25 protein-coding genes are annotated in these 19884 nt (G+C 67.3%); 20 read left to right on the top strand and 5 right to left on the bottom strand.

Annotated elements, in window-relative coordinates:
- Positions 1-355: 355 nt before the first annotated feature.
- From AB0I04_RS52595 to AB0I04_RS52580, 4 genes are all read left to right on the top strand, one after another.
- On the top strand, positions 356-814 hold the full coding sequence (locus AB0I04_RS52595; RefSeq protein WP_360903697.1) for a carboxymuconolactone decarboxylase family protein: 459 nt from the start codon (positions 356-358) through the stop codon (positions 812-814).
- Positions 811-1173, top strand: a complete 363-nt coding sequence (locus AB0I04_RS52590) for a hypothetical protein (protein WP_360903694.1) — start codon at positions 811-813, stop codon at positions 1171-1173. Before AB0I04_RS52595 ends, AB0I04_RS52590 begins: the two co-directional genes overlap by 4 nt.
- A 189-nt stretch (positions 1174-1362) precedes the next feature.
- A complete protein-coding gene (locus AB0I04_RS52585; protein WP_360903691.1) occupies positions 1363-2187 on the top strand; it encodes an isocitrate lyase/phosphoenolpyruvate mutase family protein in 825 nt (274 codons plus the stop codon).
- 60 nt (positions 2188-2247) lie between these two features.
- Positions 2248-2895 (top strand): nitroreductase family protein, encoded by a 648-nt coding sequence (locus AB0I04_RS52580; protein WP_360903688.1) that lies wholly within the window; start codon positions 2248-2250, stop codon positions 2893-2895.
- Positions 2896-3134: 239 nt separating this feature from the next.
- Here AB0I04_RS52580 and AB0I04_RS52575 read toward each other — a convergent pair whose 3' ends face one another.
- Complete coding sequence (locus tag AB0I04_RS52575; RefSeq protein WP_360903685.1) at positions 3135-3260, bottom strand: hypothetical protein; 126 nt, start codon at positions 3258-3260, stop codon at positions 3135-3137.
- An 80-nt stretch (positions 3261-3340) separates the two neighbouring features.
- Here AB0I04_RS52575 and AB0I04_RS52570 point away from each other — a divergent pair, with 80 nt between their 5' ends.
- From AB0I04_RS52570 to AB0I04_RS52550, 5 genes are all read left to right on the top strand, one after another.
- Positions 3341-3793, top strand: a complete 453-nt coding sequence (locus AB0I04_RS52570; RefSeq protein WP_360903682.1) for a GNAT family N-acetyltransferase — start codon at positions 3341-3343, stop codon at positions 3791-3793.
- Between the two features lie 225 nt (positions 3794-4018).
- Positions 4019-5236 (top strand): MFS transporter, encoded by a 1218-nt coding sequence (locus AB0I04_RS52565; protein ID WP_360903679.1) that lies wholly within the window; start codon positions 4019-4021, stop codon positions 5234-5236.
- A 2-nt stretch (positions 5237-5238) separates the two neighbouring features.
- A complete protein-coding gene (locus AB0I04_RS52560; RefSeq protein WP_360903676.1) occupies positions 5239-5409 on the top strand; it encodes a hypothetical protein in 171 nt (56 codons plus the stop codon).
- A 302-nt stretch (positions 5410-5711) separates the two neighbouring features.
- Positions 5712-6341: a TetR family transcriptional regulator gene (locus tag AB0I04_RS52555; protein ID WP_360903673.1), complete on the top strand. Its 630-nt coding sequence runs from the start codon at positions 5712-5714 to the stop codon at positions 6339-6341.
- A gap of 1586 nt (positions 6342-7927) precedes the next feature.
- Positions 7928-10789 (top strand): AAA family ATPase, encoded by a 2862-nt coding sequence (locus AB0I04_RS52550; protein WP_360903670.1) that lies wholly within the window; start codon positions 7928-7930, stop codon positions 10787-10789.
- 212 nt (positions 10790-11001) lie between these two features.
- Here AB0I04_RS52550 and AB0I04_RS52545 read toward each other — a convergent pair whose 3' ends face one another.
- Both AB0I04_RS52545 and AB0I04_RS52540 read right to left on the bottom strand, forming a co-directional pair.
- A complete protein-coding gene (locus AB0I04_RS52545; RefSeq protein WP_360903667.1) occupies positions 11002-11283 on the bottom strand; it encodes a hypothetical protein in 282 nt (93 codons plus the stop codon).
- 399 nt (positions 11284-11682) lie between these two features.
- The gene (locus AB0I04_RS52540) at positions 11683-12954 is read right to left on the bottom strand and encodes a hypothetical protein (RefSeq protein WP_360903664.1); all 1272 of its coding nucleotides are present in this window, start codon (positions 12952-12954) and stop codon (positions 11683-11685) included.
- Positions 12955-13297: 343 nt separating this feature from the next.
- On the opposite strand from AB0I04_RS52540, the gene AB0I04_RS52535 reads away from it, so the two are divergent.
- The 5 genes from AB0I04_RS52535 to AB0I04_RS52515 all read left to right on the top strand — a co-directional run bounded on the left by AB0I04_RS52535 (position 13298) and on the right by AB0I04_RS52515 (position 15345).
- Complete coding sequence (locus tag AB0I04_RS52535; protein WP_360903723.1) at positions 13298-13378, top strand: DUF4314 domain-containing protein; 81 nt, start codon at positions 13298-13300, stop codon at positions 13376-13378.
- A gap of 114 nt (positions 13379-13492) precedes the next feature.
- A complete protein-coding gene (locus tag AB0I04_RS52530) occupies positions 13493-13648 on the top strand; it encodes a hypothetical protein (RefSeq protein ID WP_360903661.1) in 156 nt (51 codons plus the stop codon).
- Positions 13649-13800: 152 nt separating this feature from the next.
- The gene (locus AB0I04_RS52525; protein WP_360903658.1) at positions 13801-14130 is read left to right on the top strand and encodes a YciI family protein; all 330 of its coding nucleotides are present in this window, start codon (positions 13801-13803) and stop codon (positions 14128-14130) included.
- 2 nt (positions 14131-14132) lie between these two features.
- Positions 14133-14402 carry a sigma factor gene (locus AB0I04_RS52520; RefSeq protein WP_360903655.1) on the top strand — a complete coding sequence of 90 codons (270 nt, stop codon included), beginning with the start codon at positions 14133-14135 and terminating at the stop codon, positions 14400-14402.
- Positions 14403-14550: 148 nt separating this feature from the next.
- Positions 14551-15345 carry a hypothetical protein gene (locus AB0I04_RS52515; RefSeq protein WP_360903652.1) on the top strand — a complete coding sequence of 265 codons (795 nt, stop codon included), beginning with the start codon at positions 14551-14553 and terminating at the stop codon, positions 15343-15345.
- Positions 15346-15354: 9 nt separating this feature from the next.
- On the opposite strand, the gene AB0I04_RS52510 is transcribed toward AB0I04_RS52515, so the two are convergent.
- A complete protein-coding gene (locus AB0I04_RS52510) occupies positions 15355-15531 on the bottom strand; it encodes a hypothetical protein (protein WP_360903649.1) in 177 nt (58 codons plus the stop codon).
- Positions 15532-15598: 67 nt separating this feature from the next.
- Between AB0I04_RS52510 and AB0I04_RS52505 the strand changes: the two genes are divergently transcribed.
- The 6 genes from AB0I04_RS52505 (at position 15599) to AB0I04_RS52480 (ending at position 19361) form a co-directional block, all read left to right on the top strand.
- Positions 15599-16201, top strand: a complete 603-nt coding sequence (locus AB0I04_RS52505; RefSeq protein ID WP_360903646.1) for a dihydrofolate reductase family protein — start codon at positions 15599-15601, stop codon at positions 16199-16201.
- Positions 16202-16205: 4 nt separating this feature from the next.
- Positions 16206-16793, top strand: coding sequence for a dihydrofolate reductase family protein (locus tag AB0I04_RS52500; RefSeq protein WP_360903643.1), 588 nt, complete (start codon positions 16206-16208; stop codon positions 16791-16793).
- Between the two features lie 349 nt (positions 16794-17142).
- Positions 17143-17616: a hypothetical protein gene (locus AB0I04_RS52495; protein WP_360903640.1), complete on the top strand. Its 474-nt coding sequence runs from the start codon at positions 17143-17145 to the stop codon at positions 17614-17616.
- Between the two features lie 106 nt (positions 17617-17722).
- Positions 17723-18163: a hypothetical protein gene (locus tag AB0I04_RS52490; RefSeq protein WP_360903637.1), complete on the top strand. Its 441-nt coding sequence runs from the start codon at positions 17723-17725 to the stop codon at positions 18161-18163.
- 2 nt (positions 18164-18165) lie between these two features.
- The gene (locus AB0I04_RS52485; protein WP_360903634.1) at positions 18166-18837 is read left to right on the top strand and encodes a hypothetical protein; all 672 of its coding nucleotides are present in this window, start codon (positions 18166-18168) and stop codon (positions 18835-18837) included.
- A complete protein-coding gene (locus AB0I04_RS52480; protein ID WP_360903631.1) occupies positions 18834-19361 on the top strand; it encodes a hypothetical protein in 528 nt (175 codons plus the stop codon). The genes AB0I04_RS52485 and AB0I04_RS52480 overlap by 4 nt, the downstream gene beginning before the upstream one ends.
- Positions 19362-19647: 286 nt before the next feature.
- Here AB0I04_RS52480 and AB0I04_RS52475 read toward each other — a convergent pair.
- The coding region (locus AB0I04_RS52475; protein WP_360903628.1) for a zinc-binding dehydrogenase at positions 19648-19884 on the bottom strand (237 nt) is incomplete at its 5' end.

Raw genomic sequence — 19884 nt, 5'->3', positions numbered from 1 at the left:
CGGCCCGCCTGGGGGAGGGGTTGCGTAGAAGGCTTTGGTCTGTATAGTCCTTGTATGGTGTCCCCGTTACGAAGAGATCCGGAACTCGACGCCGACGGAGTCACCCCTCGCAATGCAGGTCACCAGGCGCCCGGCGCAACCAACGCCATCGGCCAGGTTGCGGCCAGCGCAGGTAAGGCCTGCGGCGGAGCTCTGAAGCACTAAGAGCCCGACTTGGGCTCGACGACGACTACTCACCCCGACCGGAGGGCGATTCGCTGTGTCACGACTGAACGTTCCCCCTCTAGAGGATGTCCCCGCCGGCGCGCAGCGGATACTCGACAACGTTGGTGCGCAGCTCGGCTTCGTCCCGAACATGTTCAAGACCATCGCGTCGAACCCGACGGTTCTCGAGGTCGTCACGACTCTGCAAGGCACCTTGAGCCGGGTTCTGGACGCGAAGACCCGGCACAGCATCGCGCTGGCCGTGTCGCAAGCCAACGGCTGCAGTTACTGCCTGGCGATGCACACCTACGTCGCGACCGAATTCGGCGGCATGTCAGGCGACGACATCGAGCTCGTCCGCGTCGGGAGCTCGGTCGATCCCAAGCGCGCCGCGGCCGCTCGCTTCGCGCAACGGGTGGTCGACAGCCGCGGGCGGGTCAGTGACGCCGAGCTCGCGAGTGTGCGAGGCGCCGGGTACACCGACCCGCAGATCCTGGCGATCGTCGCGGTGGCAGTGCAATTCCTGCTCACCAACTTCATCAACAACGTCAACCAGACCGACCTCGACATCCCCGCCGTCGGCTCGGTCGATACGGCCGTGGACCAGTGAACCCGCACCCGGAGCCGACGGCGCCCGACGCGGCGAGCGAGAGCGCGATCGAGCATATGTTCCGCGCCCGGCACGAAGCCGTGCTGGCCCGGGACGCGGACAAGATCGCCGACCTCTACGCGGCAGGCGACGTTATCGAAACACCCACCGCCGTGCTTTTGTCGGGAGACATGAGCTCTGGCGTGGTCCAGGGCCGCGAGTCGATCCGTGCCTTCTTCGCCGGCACCCTCGCGGCCCGTCGCCGCGAAGGAGTCTTCGAGAACCGGGTGGCGCACCGGGACCTACCTCACCGACGGGCATCAGTTGACCTGGGAGTACCCGCGCCAGACACCGACGGGCGAACAGACCCACCTCGTTGAGTGCATGGACATCATCGACGGACTCATCGCGCGTCATCTGGTCTGTTGGGCTGGGTCGGCTTTAAGAAGCTCCACGCCGCCGCCAACAACACCCCACCCACCGGTTGATCGCTGGAACCCTCGACGCGGTCCGCGCACCCAGCCGGCAAACCCCTCACCGACTCAACGATCATTCAGGAAAGGCTCGACATGCCAGGCTCCGAACTCTATGAGAAATTCATGGCGCTACACACCCGCGACGGTGGCCTCGTCATGCCGAACGCCTGGGACGGCCTCTCGGCGCTGATGCTGGCCGACGCCGGCTTCGAGGCGATCGCGACATCATCAGCGGCGCTCGCCATCACCCTCGGCCGCCTCGACGGGCGTCACGAAGTCACCCGCGAAGAGCACCTCGAGCATGCGCGGCTGCTCGCCCGACTCACCGGGCTGCCTGTCAACGGAGACTTCGAGGACGGTTACGGCGACACGCTTGAAGACGTCGCCGCGACCGTCGAAGCCGCCGTCGAGTGTGGCCTGGCCGGTATCGGGGTCGAGGACACCTCGGGCAATCCCGATCAACCCATCCGCGACTTCGACGAGGCAGTCAATCGCATACGTAGCGCCGTCGACGCGGCCAAGGGGCGCATCGTCGTCACCGGCCGCACCGACAACTTCATCCAGGGGCGGCCCGATCTTGACGACACCATCCGGCGTCTGACGGCCTTCGCTGAGGTCGGCGCGGATGTGCTCTACGCCCCGTACCCACCCGACCTCGACGCACTTGAGGCGATCGTCACCGCGGTCGCTCCGACACCGGTCAACGTCCTCGTGTCACCGTCGGACAAGGTGCTGACCGTCGCCGAACTGCAGAAGGCAGGGGTCAAGCGCATCAGCTTGGGTCCGTTGCTCTACATCCACGCGATGGGCGCACTCGAACAGGCCACGAAGGCGCTCGTCGCGGGCGACCTCGCCTCGGCGACGACAGGCATCAGCTTCGAGCGCATTAGCGAACTACTCGCCCGCGGCGAGAACTAGCACAAACCCTACGAATCACTGGCTCTCCACCCACTGGTTGCAAGAAGAAAGCAGGTTGACATGGATCTCGACAAGCTCATGAGCAAGCACCTCACGAGGGCTTTCGATCCCAGTAGGACCATCGCGGAAGAAACCCTTCAACAACTGTTGAGGTTTCTGCGGTCCACGCCGACATCGACGAACATCCAGCCCAACCACTTCTACGTACTCGCCACGGCCGAAGGCAAAGAGCACCTCGTGGCCAACCTGGGCGAACGATTCCAAGACAACGGCGAGAAGATCCTGAACGCGTCACACACCATCATCCTCACCACCCGGGCAGATCTGCCCGACAGCCACGTCGAAGAGGTGTTCGGCAAGGAGACCGCCGACGGTCGGTTCCCCGACCCGGCAAAGCGCGCGCTGTGGCAGTCGATGACCCGCGACTTCCTCAACCTGCGCAACTACGGCTACAAGGACGTGAACCACTGGATGGAAAAACAGACCTACATGGCGCTGGGCATGACCATGATGGCGGCCGCTGAACTCGGCGTCGAGGCCATGCCGCTCGAAGGGTTCGACCCGACCAGCGTCGACAAGGCGTTCAATATCCGTGAAACCGGACACACCACGACAGTGCTGCTGGCCCTCGGCTACCCCGACCTTACGAAGGCGTACTCCGGCCCGATTTCGCGCTTCGAAGCCGACCGGCTGTTCACCTTCGTCTAAACATCCCCGGCATCGGAACGACTGTGGCCGAAGTACACAGGCCGCGGACGGACTACGTCTACTCCGACCAGTTTAACTACGTCAAGCGCGTCAGCTACTTCCTCGCCGAAGACTTCATCGTGCAACTTCCGGGTGTCACAGCCTCGGCGTGGCCGCTCTCGATTCGGCGGTGACCGTGAGGGGCCTGCGGCATCACGGTCACGCGTGGCATCACGCGGAGCATTTGGGCTCCTGAGCGTTCACGCCGCGCCCGGCGGGCCCGGGATGGTCGGCTGCGGACGAACATCGGCCAAATCGCGGCACTCGACGATGCCGTCGCCGCGTTCAAACTGACCGAGCGGATCAAGGGCAAGACCATCATCCACGTTCGTCCCATTCGGCACACCCAAGAACAAGAATGAGCGGCCTTGGTCGGCGAACGAACAATCAACGAAGGGGTACCCCCATGACCGACCCGACTGAGCCGGCCCGATACGCCTTCGGGAACCCGGACGAGGCCGGATACCCCCACGGGAATGGCACCCTCAGTCAGGACCAGATCGTCCTTATCGACGAGGTAATCGACGATCCCCACGCTCCTGCGTTCGACTTCGCAGTCGTCAACGACGAGAAAGCCGGCATCTACGAGGCCATCGTCGGCGACCGCGAGATTGCCGGACTGCCATACAACGTCGCGGGTGACGGCAGACTCGTGTTGCTGGCCACCTCGGTGTTCCCCGAGTTCCGCAACCAGGGCATCGCCACCGAGCTGATAAGACGTGTCCTCGACGACGTGCGCGCGCAGGGCAAGACGGTCACCATCATGTGTCCGATCGTGCGCACCTTCGTCGAGCACAACCCCGAGTACGCCGACCTCATCGACCCTAAGCGCCCAGGAGTAATCAAAGGCCGCCGATGACCTTGGTACTCCCCACCTGCTGGTGGTCGGCACGCAGGAGTCGGGGACGAGAAAAATCGTGACGTTGTAAGTAAGACTGCGCGACGAACCGACACAAATCAGGTGCACGGAGGCCACCATTAGTTGGGCCTTCTCGCTTATCGGTGTCGCGTGGGTCGCTATTTGGCCCATTCGCGGCAAGTCGGCCTAGTTCAGAACAAGAGAAAGATGTAGAATGTGGCACCTGTGATCAACCAGGTCAGCTGGGGCGGAACGCTCCGGCTGGCTTTCTCATCTGCGGTGGTATCCCTGGCGGCCGCGTTTGCCGCGGTGGGCTCGGCGATCCCGCTTTTCAACATCTACCGGGCCGAGGATGGGTTCACCAACGCCGGAATCTCGATGACCGTCGTCGCCTACTCCGCCGCCACTCTCACCACACTGTTGATGACGGGACGGCTGTCCAATCATCTCGGCCGACGGCCCACCTCGATCGCGAGCCTCGGCCTGCTTGTGCTGGGCTGTCTGGTGCTGCTGAACGTGCACGACATCGGCATCCTGATCGCCGGTCGGCTCCTGATGGGCCTCGGGGCCGGGCTGGCCGGCACCAGCCTCACCTCCTACATCGTCGATGCCGCACCGGCCAGGCCGGCCTGGTTGGCCTCCGTCGCCTCCAGCCAGACAGTCATGCTCGGCCTCGCCGTCGGCGCCATCGCCTCCGGAGCCTTGGTCCAGTTCGGCCCCTGGCCACGCGAGCTCATCTACCTGGTTGCCGTCGGCCTCCTCCTCCTGTCTGCCGCACTCGTCGCTGTCAGCCCGGAGACTGAAACTCCGTCGCCGGGCGCTTGGCGATCACTGCGGCCCCAGGTCCGCGTACCGGCCCGGGTCAGGCGTCTTCTCCCTGTCGCGGCAGCGGTGTTCCTGGCCACCTGGGCGACCGGGGCTTTCTACCAGGCCTTCGTGCCCGCGCTGGTCGAAGATCAACTCCATACGCGCAGCCCTCTCGTCCTCGGGCTGGTGTTCGCCGCCTACATGGGTCCCAGTGCTCTCGGTGCTCCCCTCGGCGGCCGGTTCACACCGGCGGCAGCCCAACGCATCGGCATGATCATCTTCCTGACCGGATGGATCGGCATCATCACAGCGATCGCCACCGGTACACTGGCGTTGTTCATCGCCGCAACCATCGTCGCCGGCGCCGCTCAAGGCATCGCTATCAGCGCCGCCACCCGCGGCCTGCTGCACGGCAGCACCCTGGCCGACCGGGCGCCAATCTTCAGCGCGATCTACCTCATCTGCTACAGCGCCGCCACCTTCCCCAGCCTCCTCGCCGGCCAACTTTCCAGCACCTTCTCGCTGCCGCAGATCGCCCTCGGCTACGGCGTCCTTGCCCTCCTCGCGACGCTGTTCACTGTTGTCGCTGCGCGCAACCCGCTCGCCTACACGACCGGGAACAGCCAGGGTGAGTAGTCATGACGAACCTCGCCGTCACCCAGACCTCACTCGACCCTGAGCAGGTCGCAGCCCGCGCTCGTCGACGCCCGTCGATCGCCGCGCGGATCAGCGCGATGGGGCAGAACCGGATCGGTGCCCTGCTCCTCCTCGTCGGAACGTCGTCTCGACCGCCGCGAGCTGGTGGCTGATTTCCCCGAATCCCGGGTCGGACCGCTCGCCGAGCGTCGCGAGATCAGGACAAGACCGTTGGTACGGGAAGTAGATGCCGGCCGGTTCACCGCGGTCGGCGACGAGAGTCAACCGCCCAGCGGAGTGTCCATCGTCATGTCGATTCGAACGCGCATCCAGCCCACCGCATTTCAAATACAAATGCGTCTATCGTCCACTTAAGATGATGACAAAGGGGCTGAGCTAGTGGCAGACCCGTGGCCGAGGGGACCATGTAGTCCATGCGGCGGCAGCTGTGATCAAACAGGGTAGCCTGAGGCCTGTGAGCAGGCCGGAGAACGCACAGCCGGGGCGGAGGCTGACGCCACGTGGGACCGCCACCCGCGCGCGTATCGTGGCGGCTGCTGTCGAGCTGATGTACGTGAAGGGCGTGAACGCGACCACGCTGGACGACGTCCGGGCTGCGAGCAATACCAGTAAATCCCAGCTCTACAACCACTTCCCGGACAAGGAGGAACTGGTCCGCGCCGTCGTCGCGGCGCGGACCGCGCAGGTCCTCGAGCGTGAACGCGGCTACCTTCAGCGCTTGAAGTCGTTCCGCGGTCTGGTTCGCTGGCGCGACGCGCTGGTGCAGCGAAACGCGTTGCGGAACGGTGCCTACGGCTGTGCGCTCGGCTCGCTGGCCAGCGAGCTCGCCGACCAGGACGACCAGGCCCGCGCCACGCTCGCCGAGTCGTTCGTGGAATGGGAAGGGCTGCTCGCCGCCGGCCTGCGGCGGATGTGGGACAGCGGGGTGCTAAGGCCGGATGCCGACCCGGAGAAGCTTGCAACGGGTCTGATGGCCGCCTTGCAAGGCGGGTACCTCCTCGCTGAGACCGCTCATGACATCAAGCCCATGGAGATCGCCCTCGATATGGCGCTTGACCACGTGAAGTCGTTCCTCACGGCATGACGGCGTGTGCGCGGACGTAGCCGAGGGCTATGTGCGGGGCTACCTCCAACCGCCGCACGTCGCGGGTGGTGCGGGCGAGAAGCAGACCACCCTGTAGCGCGGCCATCAGGCCGGTCGCGAGCCTTTCAGGATCGGCATCCGCCGCGAGTTCGCCGCTGTCCCGAACCCGGGGGTTCGGCCGCCAGGAGCGACTCCCATGCCGCAAAGCCCGCACGAACCGCCGACCGTCCAGCTTCGTCGGCGTCGGCGAGCAGCTCAGCCCGGTCGCCCAGCGGGCGGATCCCGTCGTCGCGCCTCTGCTCCAGACGGACCACCTCGTCCCGCCATTGGACGAGGTCCCGTACCGAGTGCAGGTTGTTCAGCAATGGTTCCCTGAATCGCGCGCATCCCAACGAGCCTGGCTTCGACGGTCTCCTCTGTCGGAGGCTCGTCGGCACGGCCGCCGTCCTGCCATGCCCGCCCCTGGGAGCAGCGGCGTGTGCGCGGCCAGCGCCGCGAGCATCCGCCGGTTCAGCTTGCTTCCTGCGCTCCCAGACTGCGGCCCTGCTGGCGTGTGATTTCTTCGAGACGGTCGCCCTGTCCGGAGCACGCATGTACGTGCCCGCGGTGATCGAACACGCCAGTCGCCGGATCCGGATCCTGGGCGCGACCGCGCACCCGACCACATCCTGGGTGGTACAGGCCGGAACCGTGTCGGACGCGGCACGGCCGACACGCGCGCACGCCCCGGAGGGGCACATTGCGCGTAGGGCCCTGCCCGCCGCTGTGGCGGCGGTCGTGGCCGCGGCGACGCTTAGCGATCGCTTTGAACGCCGACCGGTCGATGTCCGGACGACCGCGGGTCGACGCCGTCCCACCGACTCGCGTTCCCCGCGCGCAGCCGCACCCGGCGGCGTTCGTGCGTCATACATCGATCCGCACGCCCGCCTTGGCGAAGCGACAGGCGGCGCCGGGTGGGGCCCACGGTGGTGACGACGCCGACATCCCTGCGCTCGAGGCCTCCGACCCATTCTCCCGCGGAACAGCCCTCCTCCGCTTCCGGATGTTCGCAGGCGCCGATGAACTCGCGACTGCGCGGCTGAGCCTGACCCGCGGGCCCTCGATGGGCTCGAGCGGGTCACCGCCCGGTCAGGATCGCGGAATCGGTGCCTGAGCCGACATTAGGGTTCCATTGACACATGTGCCGCCTATGACCTACGCGTCGCGTGGGATCTTCTGGCCTGAACCGCGGCTCGCGCATCCTGCACGGATGGGCGATGCGGAGGTCGTGGCCTCTTAGCAGTATCTAGTTATCGCCGCTCGTAGCTCGCGGTGACGGTGACCGATCGAGCTGGGCCCGCAATGGGGGCGGCGTTCAGATCGTCGGCCAGGCCGACCGATGGTCGCGCTGATGTCGCCGTTCGGAGCTCGCGGTGACGGCGTACCGACCGGGCCCAGGTTCAGGGGGCTGGGCCCGGTCGGTGCACCGGAAGACCATGCCTGACGGCAACGTGGACACGTCACTGCCTGACGCCGTATGCGCCGCCGCACTCACCCGTCCGCAGGTCAACGAGGTGGTAAGGGTCTCTACCGGGTAGGCTCTTGGCGTGTCTGATGGAAATTCGCCGGGCGTGTGCCCGTCTGTCTCAGACATCTCGACTGGAGTCGACCTCGGACGATCGTCGCGGCGTGGCTGGCGTGGCCGGGACCGCGAGTGGCAGGTTCTTGCAGGTCTGCTGCGGGCGGCTGTGAGCGGCCGCGGTGGGGTGTTGCTGGTCGAGGGTGAGTCGGGCGTGGGCAAGAGCCGGCTGCTCGCCGAGGCGGTCGAGGCCGCGGCGGGATTGGGGTTCGTGCTCGCCCGGGGTACGGCGGATGAGTCAGCCCGGCTGGCGCCGCTGAAGCCGCTGATGTCAGCGTTCGGGGAGTCCACTCAGACGCTGCTGGCGTCCCGGGGGATGATGCCTGCGGATGCGCAGTTGTTGTTGGTGGAGGAGTTGCAGGCCCGGCTGGAGAACCGGGCCGCAGATGGTCCGTATTTGGTCACGCTGGATGATCTGCAGTGGGCCGATCCGATGACGTTGCTGGCGTTGCGCTCGTTGATACCCGAGCTGGCGTCGTACCCGATGGTATGGATCTTGTCTCGTACGATCGGCAGTGGCGGTTCGGGGCTGGACCGGTTGTATGAGGTTCTCGAACGCGATGGTGCCACGCGGCTGGTGCTGGAGGCGCTGGGTGACCAGGCCGTGGCCGAGGTCATCACCGACATGCTCGACGCGGCGCCGGATTCGGAGTTGCTCGCGCTGGCGGCCGGGGCGGGAGGCAATCCGTTCTTGCTCATGGAATGGCTTGAGGGACTTCGCAACGAGGGCGCGGTCGAGATCAGCGGCGGTCACACGCATCTGGTCTCCCGGCGGCTGCCGCGCCGGGTGCAGGAGATCGCGCGTAGCCGGTTGTGTGGTTTGTCCTCACCTACACGCCATCTGCTGCAGGTCGCGGCCATCTTGGGCCGCTCCTTCGACGCGAACGACCTCGCGGACATGCTTGGCGAGCCGCCCAGCCGGCTGCTGCCGGCGCTGGAAGAGGCCGAAGCGGCTAAAGTCGTGGTGCCCGCGGAGGACCAGCTGGCCTTCCGGCATGATCTGCTGTGGCGGGCCGTGACCGAGACCGTTACTGTGTCGATGCGCCAAGCCCTGCACCGTCAGGCAGCGCAGATGCTATTGGAGCGTGGTGGGTCGGCCATTCCCGCCGCAGCCCACCTGATGTGTAGTACGCGGCCGGGGGACATGGCCGCTCTGGAGGGCCTTGACCGGGCGGTAGGTGAGGTGTTGCCGTCCTCCCCGCAGACTGCGGCCGATCTGGCCGTCCGAGCCCTCGACCTCACCGCGCCGTCGGCTCCCGGCCGCTTCGACCGTAGGGTAACCGCCGTCTACGCTCTTGCGGCGGCCGGGCGGCTGGCCCAGGCGGCGGAGCTCGCTCGCACCGCGCTGAGCCAGACCACGCTGCCCGAGCAGACCTCCCACCTGCGCTACGTACTCGCCTACGTCCTGATGCTGGCCGGCCGACCGGCGGAGGCGGTGGCCGAGGCGCGGGCGGCGCTCAGCCAACCGGACCTTCCCGGTGAGCTACAAGGCCTCACCGAACAAGTGCTGTTCCAAGGGCTGTTCGCCGCCCACGACCGTCGACGAGGGCGAGAGCGGGCGCAGGCCATCGTGGCCGCCGCCGAACGCCACGACCCTCCCGCCCGGGTCGGGGCTCACATCCTGCTCGCCGGGATCGGCTGGGCGGAGGGACGGGCCGCCGACACGATCGGTCACCTCCGTGAAGCGGTACGCATCGCGGAGGGCGGGCCGATCCAAGCCCAGCACGCGCACCCGCGCCTGCTCCTGGCTAACGCGCTCACGGCCATGCGGCAGCTCGAGGAGGCCGAGACCATGCTCCAGGCCGTCGACCAGGAGATCACAGCGCTCGGCCACACCGCATACGCCGCCAGCCCCGCGATCTTCCGAGCCCGGCTGCGGCTCGCCTCCGGCCGACTCGACGACGCAGCGGCCGAGGCCGAGGCCGGGCTGGCCATGGCCGACCAGCTGGGCATGCATGCATTCGATCTCTTGGGGCTCGCCGTACTCGCCATCGTTGCAGCACGCCGCGGGGACATTGACACCGCCGCCAGGCATGCCGAGCATTACAAGTCTCAACGTCAGGCAGGCCAAGGCGAGATGTACGGACGCGTATGGTGCGAGTGGGGTATGGCGCTGGTGATCGAGGCCCGAGCTGGCCCGGATAAGGCGATCGACGCGCTCAGCGGCCTATTCGCCATTGCCACGGAACGACAGTGGCTGCTCATGACCGAACCCGGCGCCGCGGCCTGGCTGACCCGGACCGCGCTCGCCGCCGGCGACCGCTCCGCCGCCGAGACCATCGCGGTTACCGCCGAACGTCTCGCCGAAGACAACCCCGACTTCCCCACGCTTGCCGCCTCGGCCGCCCACGCTCGCGGCATCCTCCACCACGACCTCGCCGCCCTGGCCCGCGCCGCCGCCACCTACGTGGGCCCGTGGGCCCGTGCCTCGGCCGCCGAAGATCTAGGCGTCCTGCACGCTCACGCGCTCGGCGGCTCCGGCCACGACGCGGCGATCCACAGCCTGGACCAGGCACTCCAGGACTACCAGCAAACCGGCGCACTGCGGGATGCAGCCCGCGTCCGCGCCAGGCTACGCAAGCTCGGCATAAGACGCCGCCACTGGCGTCAACCCGAACGCCCGGTCTCCGGATGGGACAGCCTCACCGACACCGAACGCAACGTCGCAACACTGGCCGCCCAAGGGCTCACCAACCCCCAGGTCGCCACCCAGATGTTCATCTCCCCACACACGGTCAAGTTCCACCTTCGCCAAGTCTTCCGCAAACTCGACATCGGCTCCCGCGTCGAACTCGCCAGACTCGCCGCCAACCACACCTCGGACATGTGATTGAGGTGCGACCGGACTCGGCCTCACCACCCTCTCTACCAGACTGCTGTGAGACATGAGACGAAAGCGGGACTGTCCGGATCTTGGCTCTGTCGCTCTTTCGGTGGTAACGGTGGGTGAGGCTATTGGAGGAGGATGCGGTGGCGCAGGAGATGGAAGCCTGCCCGGCCATACATCTGCCTCTTGATCAGCTTCGTCTTGGTATTGACGCCCTAGATGCCGCCGTTGTGATGTTCGCTGGTCAGAGCGGCGCGGACGGCATCGTGATCGAGTCGCAGACCGCGGATGAACGAGTGGACGTGCGGCAGGTTCACCTCTTCCGCGGTGCCGATCCACTCCTGCAGCCGGTCGCCGTTGCCGCCGGCGGGGATGAGGAGCTGAGCGAAGACGCGGACCAGGGAGGCGAGGTGCCTCATCTCCGGGCAGGCGCTGGTGGTCTTGTGGAGAAGTTCCTTCTGGTCAGCCCTGAGGGTGTCCGGGCGACTGAGCAGCAAGCGGGAGAGCATGCGCGGTGAAATGGCGGGCCGGTCGTCCTCGACGCGCCCTTGGGCGATGTAGCGGTAGAGGAGGTTCTGGCTGCCGGTGGAGATCTTGGTGCTGCGTCACAAGGTCGCCGTCTTGCGCCGTCAGGTCGCCCGGCCGAGACCGGACTGGGCCGACCGGGCATTGCCGGCCGCGCTTGCGCGGTTGCTGCCTGCGCGGCTTCGGCTCCATCGGATCGTGACGCCGGGCACCTGTTGGCCTGGCACCGTCGGCTGGTCACCAAGCACTGGACTCACCCGAACACGGCCGGGCGTCCGCCGAGGGTGCGCCGCCAGGGACTTGAACCCCGAACCCGCGGATTAAGAGCTGTGGACGCAACCCACGGCTCAAGGCCGGAGATGAAGGCACCGTTAGGCGAAACGTGAGCTGGGCACCGGGCCGGGGGAGCGGACCCGGTCGCGCGGGCCGGTCAACCAGGTGTCGCGGGCTCGGGTGGCGAACGCAGCCAGCACCTCGTCCGGGTCGGCCGGCGTGCCGCCGTCGCCCGCATCCGGGCCTCCGGCGGCGGTGCAGATCGCGTCGGCGAGCTCGGCGGCTGGCCGCTCGTCCGCCGGTAGCCGCTCCGGCTCGTGTGCCTGGGTCACCTGCATGCGAGCCGCCCACGGAGCGACGACGCTCTGCACCAGCAGCGTGGAGACGTCGGCGGTGACGGCAGGCGGGTTGGTCCAGCAGGTCGCGTGCTCGTAGAGCACCTCACCCGGTGCCCGGTCGCGGAGCCCGCGGTGCAGCTCTGGGTCAGTGCCGTCCAGGTCGTAGGCGACGACCAACACGTCGGGCGTGCTCGGGCGGTACGGCTGCGTGGGCACGCCCAGCACCTGCGCTGCGGCTAGGCCGAGGATCCGGCTGTCGCGGTCGGGAAGCAGTGCGACCGAGCTCGGACGGCGCCCAGTTGCGGTCAGGACGACGCGCAGCCGCTCCAGGCCGTGGCGGCAGGAGTCGAAGCTGTCCTGCAGATAGGCCCAGCGTCCGGTCATGCCCTGCTGGAACCCGTACGACGACAGGGTGGTGAGCAGACCACCGGTCAACGTGTAGTGCCAGCCGCGCAGGTCGCCGCGGTCGACCGGCGGCGCCGCCGCGGCGCGCGCGAGGATCCGGAGGATCCGGTCGGCCGCCGGCGTCCACGACTCGTCGGGGTCGGACAGGCCGGCGAAGACCTCCCGGGCCTGCTCCAACCGGCCCGCGAACAGGGCGTTGTAGATCAGCAGATAGCGGTCCGGCCAGTCGACCGTGAGCCCGTCGTGCTCCTGGAGCAGCTCCACGGCCTCGGCGTGCCGCCGCTGGTCCTCCAGCGCGACGGCCAGCTCCACCAGCACCCGCCGCCCAGGCTGGTGGACCATCGCCCGGCGCAGCGCCGGCACGGCCAGCGCGGACACCCCGCGCTCGACACAGGCGTAGCCGAAGTCGTAGAGCTGCCGCGCCCCTTCGGGATCGGCAACCAGCGCGGTCGCCGCCTGCGCCAGGTCGTCGAAGCCGGACGCGGAGGCCAACTCGCGGACCAGCGGCGCAAGCTCGGCAGGCGGCAGGGCGTCGGCGGCGCGCCGCAGGATGCGCAGCGCACCCTGGACGTCGCCGGCCCGGTAGAGCTCCCAAGCGTGGGGGAGCGGGGACGGTTCGATGGTCATGGATCCTCCCGAGGACGGTCGACGGTCAGCCACGACCCGCCGAAGGGATGCCGGACGGCGGCCAGGCTGTGCGACGCCTGAGGACCCGTGCTCGATCGGCCGCTTCACGGCAGCCGGCAGCGCGTTCACCGGACGGGGCGGAGGCCGCCCTTCCGGTCGTGGTCTCGGTCGTACATGCGTGTGATCATGACGGATCGTCACTCCGCTCGGCAACCGACTTTCCGCCCGCCCCCCGACCAGAACGTCCGTCAGTCCTCCGCCTCCCGCCGCCGCGCCGTCCGCGGGGCTGGCGGCAGGTTGAGGCGGGCCCCTGCCGGTCTAGCGGTGTCCACCGTGTCGGTGCATCTGGCAGATCCATGTCCACTGGGACAGCGGATCGAGCCTGAGCCTGGTGTCCGACGAAGACATGTGGGAGATCATCTAGCGCTCACCACTGGGTCGCGAAGTGCGATGGCCGAGCGGTGGCGCTGCGACGTACGCCCGCTCACAGCCGTGCAGGGCAAACCGGCCCGCGACGCGTTCCACCTCCGGTGTACACGTGGTGGGCATCGTCAGCGCCATCTGCTACGCCGGCCTGGCCGTACTCGCCCTGCAGGCGTTCAAGCACGTGCGAAACTCACACGGCGAGAACGACACCACGAAGAACGATGAGACCGACCCGGAACCCGATGCCGCATCGGCCACCGCGGCCTGAGCCCGTCCTCACGGCTGCGTGCCGACAACCGCGGACCAGAAAGTCCTCGAAAGAAGTCCGGGAGTCGGTGTCGGATCGGGCCAGAGGTGTTCGTAGCAAGGGGAGCGGCCGCCCACCGGGGAGCCGCCCAAACCCTAGGAGATGATCTTCAGGTGCAGTTCCTGGTTTCCGTGATCGACGACGAGTCCAGCTCCCCCACCCCCGCCGAGCTGGCTGCCACCGGTGCGTTCAACGATCGGCTCCAGGCCGAGGGACACTTCGTCTTCGCCGGCGGCCTCGCCTCGCCCGATACGGCCACCGTCATCGACAACCGGGGCGGGGAGGCGCTGCTCACCGACGGGCCGTTCCTGGAGTCCAAGGAGTACCTCGGCGGATTCTGGATCATCGAGGCCCCCGACCTCGACGTGGCACTCAAGCTCGCCGCCGAAGGATCCGAGCACTGCAACCGGCGGGTCGAGGTGCGGCCCTTCCAGGACCAGTGAGCATGCTCGACGTCCGTGAGGTGGTCACCCGGACCCGCCATGAGGAGTGGGCCCGCGTAGTCGCCGCCCTGACCCGGCGCTTCGGTGACCTCGACATCGCCGAGGAGGCGGCGGCTGAGGCGTTCGCGACCGCCGTCGAGCGGTGGCCCGCCGACGGCGTACCGCCCAGCCCCGGCGCCTGGCTGACCACCACAGCCAACCGCAAGGCCATCGACCGGATCCGCCGCGAGAAACCAGACCACGGCAACCAAGCGGCGACCGAGTCCGTGTGACACCCAAAAACTGCCCGGCAGAATCGACCGGAGTTGTCGGATCCGGGCCGCGTCGTTCGTAGCAAGGGTGAGAGGCCGCCCACCAGGGGCGCTGTCACGACCACAGGAGATGCGACCGATGCCGCACCCACAGGCCAAGGTCCACCGTATGTTCGAGCTCATTGAGCCGATCGCCACCGTCACCTTCTCCGAGGTGCCGAACGAGGCGTTCCTGGCCCTCGGCATGCGCAACTACTGGGACGGATACTTCGCGGGCCGTGCCGCGCCGCTGGGGCTGGCACCGGCCGAGGTGGTGCACGCGGTCTTCTACAACTTCGCCGACGGCGAGGTGGCGCGCCACATCCCGTGGGTCTGGGGGAAGACCACCCCGGAGGAGGCGATCGCCGTGCGTGAACGGGGCAGCGCCGCGGCGCTGCGGCAGATGATCGGGGGGCTCGCCGACTGCCCCGGTCTGGTGCGGGTCACCGACCTCGCCACCCGGGCAGCGGTCAGCGCGCCGGCCGAGGGCCGAGCGCTGTACGCCGGGCTCCGGGCGCTCGACGTGCCCGAGGAGCCGGTGGCCAGGCTCTGGCACGCGGCGACGCTGCTGCGCGAACACCGCGGGGACGGCCACAATGCCGCCCTCCTCGCCCACGGCATCGGCGGCACCGAGGCCCACGTCCTCCTCGCTCTGTCCCTCGGAATGAGGGCGGAGGAGTTCGGCCGGATCCACCATCTGCCCAAGGCACAGCTGACCGCTGTCATCGACGGGCTACGCGGCCGCGGCCTCGTGGACGCCGCCGGCGGGTTCACCGACACCGGCCGGGAGACAAAGGAGCGGATCGAGGCCCTCACCGACGAGCTGGCGGCGCCGGCCTACGACGTGCTTAGCACGGACGAACTCGACGAGCTGGTCGCGGGGCTCGAGCCGATCGCCGCCGCAGTAGAGGCCGTCGACGACTGAGCGGACGCATCAGGCGACGGCCGCGACCCCCAGCTCGGCCACCGAGGTGAGCAGGCCGTTGCTGGGGATCACCCGCACGGTGTAGCCGGAGGCGCCGCCGCTGTCGAGGACGATGGGCCCGTCGAAGCGGTAGCGACCAGCGTCGTAGCTCTCAGGACTCAACGTCCAGGACCCAAGAGTGCTCACCTGCCAGCGGCTACCCACCAGGAGTCTGCCGGATGGCAACTCCAAGAACTGATTAAGGACCAGGAACGTGAGTAAGACCGTGCTGTACATGTCGATGTCGGTGGACGGGTTCATCGCCGGGCCGAACGCGGTGCCGGGCAACGGGCTCGGTGACAAAGGGCATCGGCTGCATGAGTGGTTTCTGCCGGACGCCGACGCCGATCACAGGAGAGACCTCGACCACTTGGCGGGGGTGAACCGTGAGGTCATGGACGAGGTCATGGCCACCAGGGCGGTCGTCGTCGGCCGGCGGACGTTCGAGCTCGCCGACGGCTGGGGCGGCGACCACCACGATGGCGTGCCGATCTTCGTCCTGAGCCGCCATCAGCCCGATCCCGAGCTGCAATGGCCCGGGGTCACCTATGTGAGCGACGTAACGGCCGCTATGAACATGGCCAAGGACGTGGCCGGTGACAAGGACGTACTGGTCCACGGAGCCCGCACCGCCCGGCTGGCACTTGCCGCCGGTGTCCTCGACGAGTTGCAGATTCACCTGGTCCCGGTCCTGATCGGACAGGGCGAACCGCTCTTTGGGGACATGCCACCCGACCACATCGAGCTCGAACTGCTCCGTGCCGCTGACGGGCCGGGCGTGGCGCATCTGCGCTACCGCGTGCGGACGGGGGGCTGAGGCGATGGCGCTCATCCGGCTGTACATGACGATGTCCCTGGACGGTTACGTCACCGGGCCGCAGGACAGCCTGGACACGCCGATGGGCATCGGTGGGTTCCGGCTTTTCAACTGGCTCGACCGGCGCAACGACCCGGGACCCAGCGGACAGGTCTACGCCGAGGCGCTGGCCACCCGCGCCGTCATCTCCGGCCGCCGCACCTACGAACACGCCGACCGCTGGCAGGGCGACCACCACGACGGCGTCCCCGTCTTCGTACTGACCCACAACGTCCCGGACGACCCGCCACCGGGCAGCGTCCGCTACCTCACCGACGTTCGCGAGTGCGCCGCACAGGCCCGCGCCGCGGCCGGAGACGGAGACGTGATGGTGCACGGCGCCGGGGCGGCGCAGTCGCTGCTGCGGGCAGGGCAGCTCGACGAACTGGAACTACACGTCGTACCGGTCCTGCTCGGACAGGGACGCCGGCTGTTCGACGACCTGTCGGCCGAGCACATCGAACTCGACCCGATCCGCCGGTTGACCACTCCGCAGGTCGAGGAACTCACGCAGCACGTCACGCACCTGCGCTACCGCATCCGCCGCCCGTGACCCGCGACATCGGCCTGCACCCTCGCTGAGCCCGCTCCACCGCACTATTCGCTCTCGCCACCGAACTGACCGCGGCCATCCTCGCCCGCATGCTCGGCATCCACATCAGCGTCGCCGTCTAGTGGCAATGCGCCTCCTCCGGCGACTGGATGACCTACGCCGCCGACGTCAGCCGCCGACACCATCCCAACCTCGACAACCGCTCGGAGCCTCAATGCTGACCGCTCACGATCAAGCCGCTTGCGCTGGAACCAAGCACGTCATCCGCTCCGAATCCTGTTTCAAACCGTGATGTCATGCCGTGTGGGTGCGCTGAGCGATCCACTCCGGCTCGTTACCATCGTCCGCCATGCGAATCGCACACCTGGAGTTCCTGATCGCCCCTGATCGCGGTCACCTGGTAATCGCGCCTGCGGGCGGCGGCGGCCCGGACTACAGCCAGGTGACCGCCGACCGGGATGTGGTGTTCCAGTTCCCGGGGCCGGACCACTACGTGTTCATCAACACCGTCAGCGAAGGGGAGGTGGACGTCCTGATGATCGTGCAGTTCTGGGACGCCTCGCCCGACACCGACCCCTTGGACTGGGACACCTGCCAGCAGGACGTGACCGCCACCATGGACCTCGACGGCGACCAGATCCTCATCGCCTCCCCGACAGATTCCGATCACATGTGCTGGACCGGCTTCTGGCCACCGTCGCTCGGGCCTCACCGCGTGCGCTGCCGATCCCAAGGCCGCGACTGGACCCGCGGGCTGGAAACCGCGCCAGGCGAAGAACAGTATCTGATCCAGCTCTGGCCCGACCGAGCCGATCCGCTCTAACCCACACATCCTGATCAGGTCGGTGATTACACACCCTCCATAGCACGGCGGGGCATTCAGAGAGTTCTGATATCCGACTGTGCCGTTAGCGATCTATCCTGAGGACGTGATCACTCACCATCGGGCCTTCATTGCGCGCCGCCGAGCCAAGCGGCCCAGCGAAGAATATCGTGAACTCGACGCTGCCGAATGGGAAGAATTCCTGGCCCATTTCGAGCTGAGGAAGGTCGCTCTCGGTGTCTGTGGACGCGACTATTGGACCCCATGTGCGCATGAAAATGCCTGTGTCAGGTGCCCCCTACTTCGCGTTGACCCAGCCCAGAAGCCACGGCTGGAGGAGATCCACGCCAATCTCCTCGACCGCCTTCAGGAGGCCAGAGAGCAAGGTTGGCTCGGTGAGCTCGCCGCGATCGAGACCACCCTCGCTGCCGCGAGGCAAAAACTTCAGGCCATGGCTGAGGCCGCCAGCCACGGCACCATCGTCAGCCTCGGAATGCCCGACGTCCGCCGGAATGCCGGACGCAACAGCGCTGAGCACAAGGACTGAAAATGAGCCGCTATCGTGCAGGCGTGACCGGTTCTGCGCAACGTCCGCTGTTGTTTCTCGATGTCGATGGACCACTCATCCCCTTCGGCGCATCACTACAGCAGTATCCAGATGGCTACCCGACCTATCAGAAAGACTACGAACTCCAGGCCGCCTCAAATCCGCTTCTGGCCAGGATCAACCCAGGACACGGGCCGCAGCTGATGGCACTGCCCTGCGAGCTGGTCTGGGCCACGACATGGATGAACGAAGCGAACGAGTGCATCTCCCCGCTGATCGATCTGCCGCAGCTGCCCATGGTGACCTGGCCAGAGCCATCCGACACCGATGACCAGGACGAACGAGACGGTCTGCACTGGAAGACTCGCACCCTCGTCACCTGGGCAGCGGGCCGCCCATTCACCTGGGTCGACGACGAGATCACCGACACCGACCGAGCCTGGGTAGCCACCCACCACCCAGGACACGCACTGCTCCACCGCGTCGACCCCAGCCATGGCCTCACCGCCCTCGACTACCAGACCCTTACCGAGTGGTTGCACAAGACTCCCGGAAGTTCCTCATCGGACTGGAGCGATGACCGAGACATGCGGATCGGTCTGAAGGGAGGGCGCAACCTCCCAACGGAGGAACCCGGCGTCCTAGTCGAGCGGCGAGGACAAGACACGGCATGAACGTCCCGGACGACGCCCTCGATGCGCTGACCGACCGTGACCCACGCGGTCGTGACATCGCCGCCGCCGAGCTGGGAGACCTCCTGCGGGCTAAGGCATTGGACCCCGCAATAGCCACGCTGGTCGTATCCCAACTGGTCGCCGCCGCCGTCAACGACCCTACCCACGCGGTCCGCGAATCAGCCTTGAACTCGATCCTTGAGGCCTCCATCCACTACCACCTGCCTCTGGAACTGTTCACACCCCTGCTGCCCGAGCTGACGACCATGGATCCCGAACTCCTCGAATACACCCTCTACCTTCTGGGCTCGACACAGGACCCAGCAGCAGCCGAGCTGATCCGGCCCTTCCTCGACCACCCAAGCGTCCACCTGGGGCCTCACCTTCACCGGCGACGGGGTAGAGCTCACCAACAGCTCCGGCTGGCAGGGGAAGATCGTCGCCGACAGAATCACAGTCGACCCGGTGAACGCCGGACGGGTCCAGGGAAAAAGCACGCGCGACGGATGGATCAGCTTTCCTGAAAGTGGCATACAGGTATCCCATGGGGACTACGACATCCACAACCCACGAATCGGCCACGTGTACGCCGAGTCGGGTATATATCAGAAGCAATTCGTCCCTGGCGAGGAGAATGCGTGGATCACCCTGTCGGATGGCGGACGGATATCCGTGGAACAAAGGCATAAGGATGGGACGACGACCTACGGGAGCCTGAGGGTGTCCAGTCTGGACACCAGTACTTCCCGCTGGTGAGCCGGTGATCGGCAGCCTGCTGCTGCAGCGCCCGTTGGGCGCCGGAACCGCGGCTTATCGGCTGAGGACGGTCGTGTCCTTCCCGGCGTCGTCTGCGGCGTTGGCGGGTAGCAGTACGAGCTTGCCTCGGGGGTGGCCGCTCAGGCTGATTTCGAGTGCGGTGCGCCAGTCGTCGAGAGGGAAGGTGCGGGCGATCGGGACGGTGAACCGGCCGTCGGCGGCACGCTGGGCGTACTCGCCGAGCACGTCGTGGCGCACCTCCTGCCCCAGATCCTCGTCGAAGCTGGTCCG

Source organism: Actinoallomurus sp. NPDC050550, from assembly GCF_040655075.1.
Taxonomy (GTDB): Bacteria; Actinomycetota; Actinomycetes; order Streptosporangiales; family Streptosporangiaceae; genus Actinoallomurus.
This window is presented reverse-complemented; position numbering and strand designations above follow the sequence as displayed.

Bases quoted from the DNA above. Each gene is read 5' to 3' on its own strand.
- AB0I04_RS52540 (WP_360903664.1), bottom strand. From the start codon at position 12,954: ATGACCATCGAACCGTCCCCGCTCCCCCACGCTTGGGAGCTCTACCGG.
- AB0I04_RS52570 (WP_360903682.1), top strand. From the start codon at position 3,341: ATGACCGACCCGACTGAGCCGGCCCGATACGCCTTCGGGAACCCGGAC.
- AB0I04_RS52485 (WP_360903634.1), top strand. From the start codon at position 18,166: ATGAGCCGCTATCGTGCAGGCGTGACCGGTTCTGCGCAACGTCCGCTG.
- AB0I04_RS52515 (WP_360903652.1), top strand. From the start codon at position 14,551: ATGTTCGAGCTCATTGAGCCGATCGCCACCGTCACCTTCTCCGAGGTG.
- AB0I04_RS52480 (WP_360903631.1), top strand. From the start codon at position 18,834: ATGAACGTCCCGGACGACGCCCTCGATGCGCTGACCGACCGTGACCCA.
- AB0I04_RS52520 (WP_360903655.1), top strand. From the start codon at position 14,133: ATGCTCGACGTCCGTGAGGTGGTCACCCGGACCCGCCATGAGGAGTGG.
- AB0I04_RS52580 (WP_360903688.1), top strand. From the start codon at position 2,248: ATGGATCTCGACAAGCTCATGAGCAAGCACCTCACGAGGGCTTTCGAT.
- AB0I04_RS52560 (WP_360903676.1), top strand. From the start codon at position 5,239: ATGACGAACCTCGCCGTCACCCAGACCTCACTCGACCCTGAGCAGGTC.
- AB0I04_RS52500 (WP_360903643.1), top strand. From the start codon at position 16,206: ATGGCGCTCATCCGGCTGTACATGACGATGTCCCTGGACGGTTACGTC.
- AB0I04_RS52585 (WP_360903691.1), top strand. From the start codon at position 1,363: ATGCCAGGCTCCGAACTCTATGAGAAATTCATGGCGCTACACACCCGC.
- AB0I04_RS52495 (WP_360903640.1), top strand. From the start codon at position 17,143: ATGCGAATCGCACACCTGGAGTTCCTGATCGCCCCTGATCGCGGTCAC.
- AB0I04_RS52595 (WP_360903697.1), top strand. From the start codon at position 356: ATGTTCAAGACCATCGCGTCGAACCCGACGGTTCTCGAGGTCGTCACG.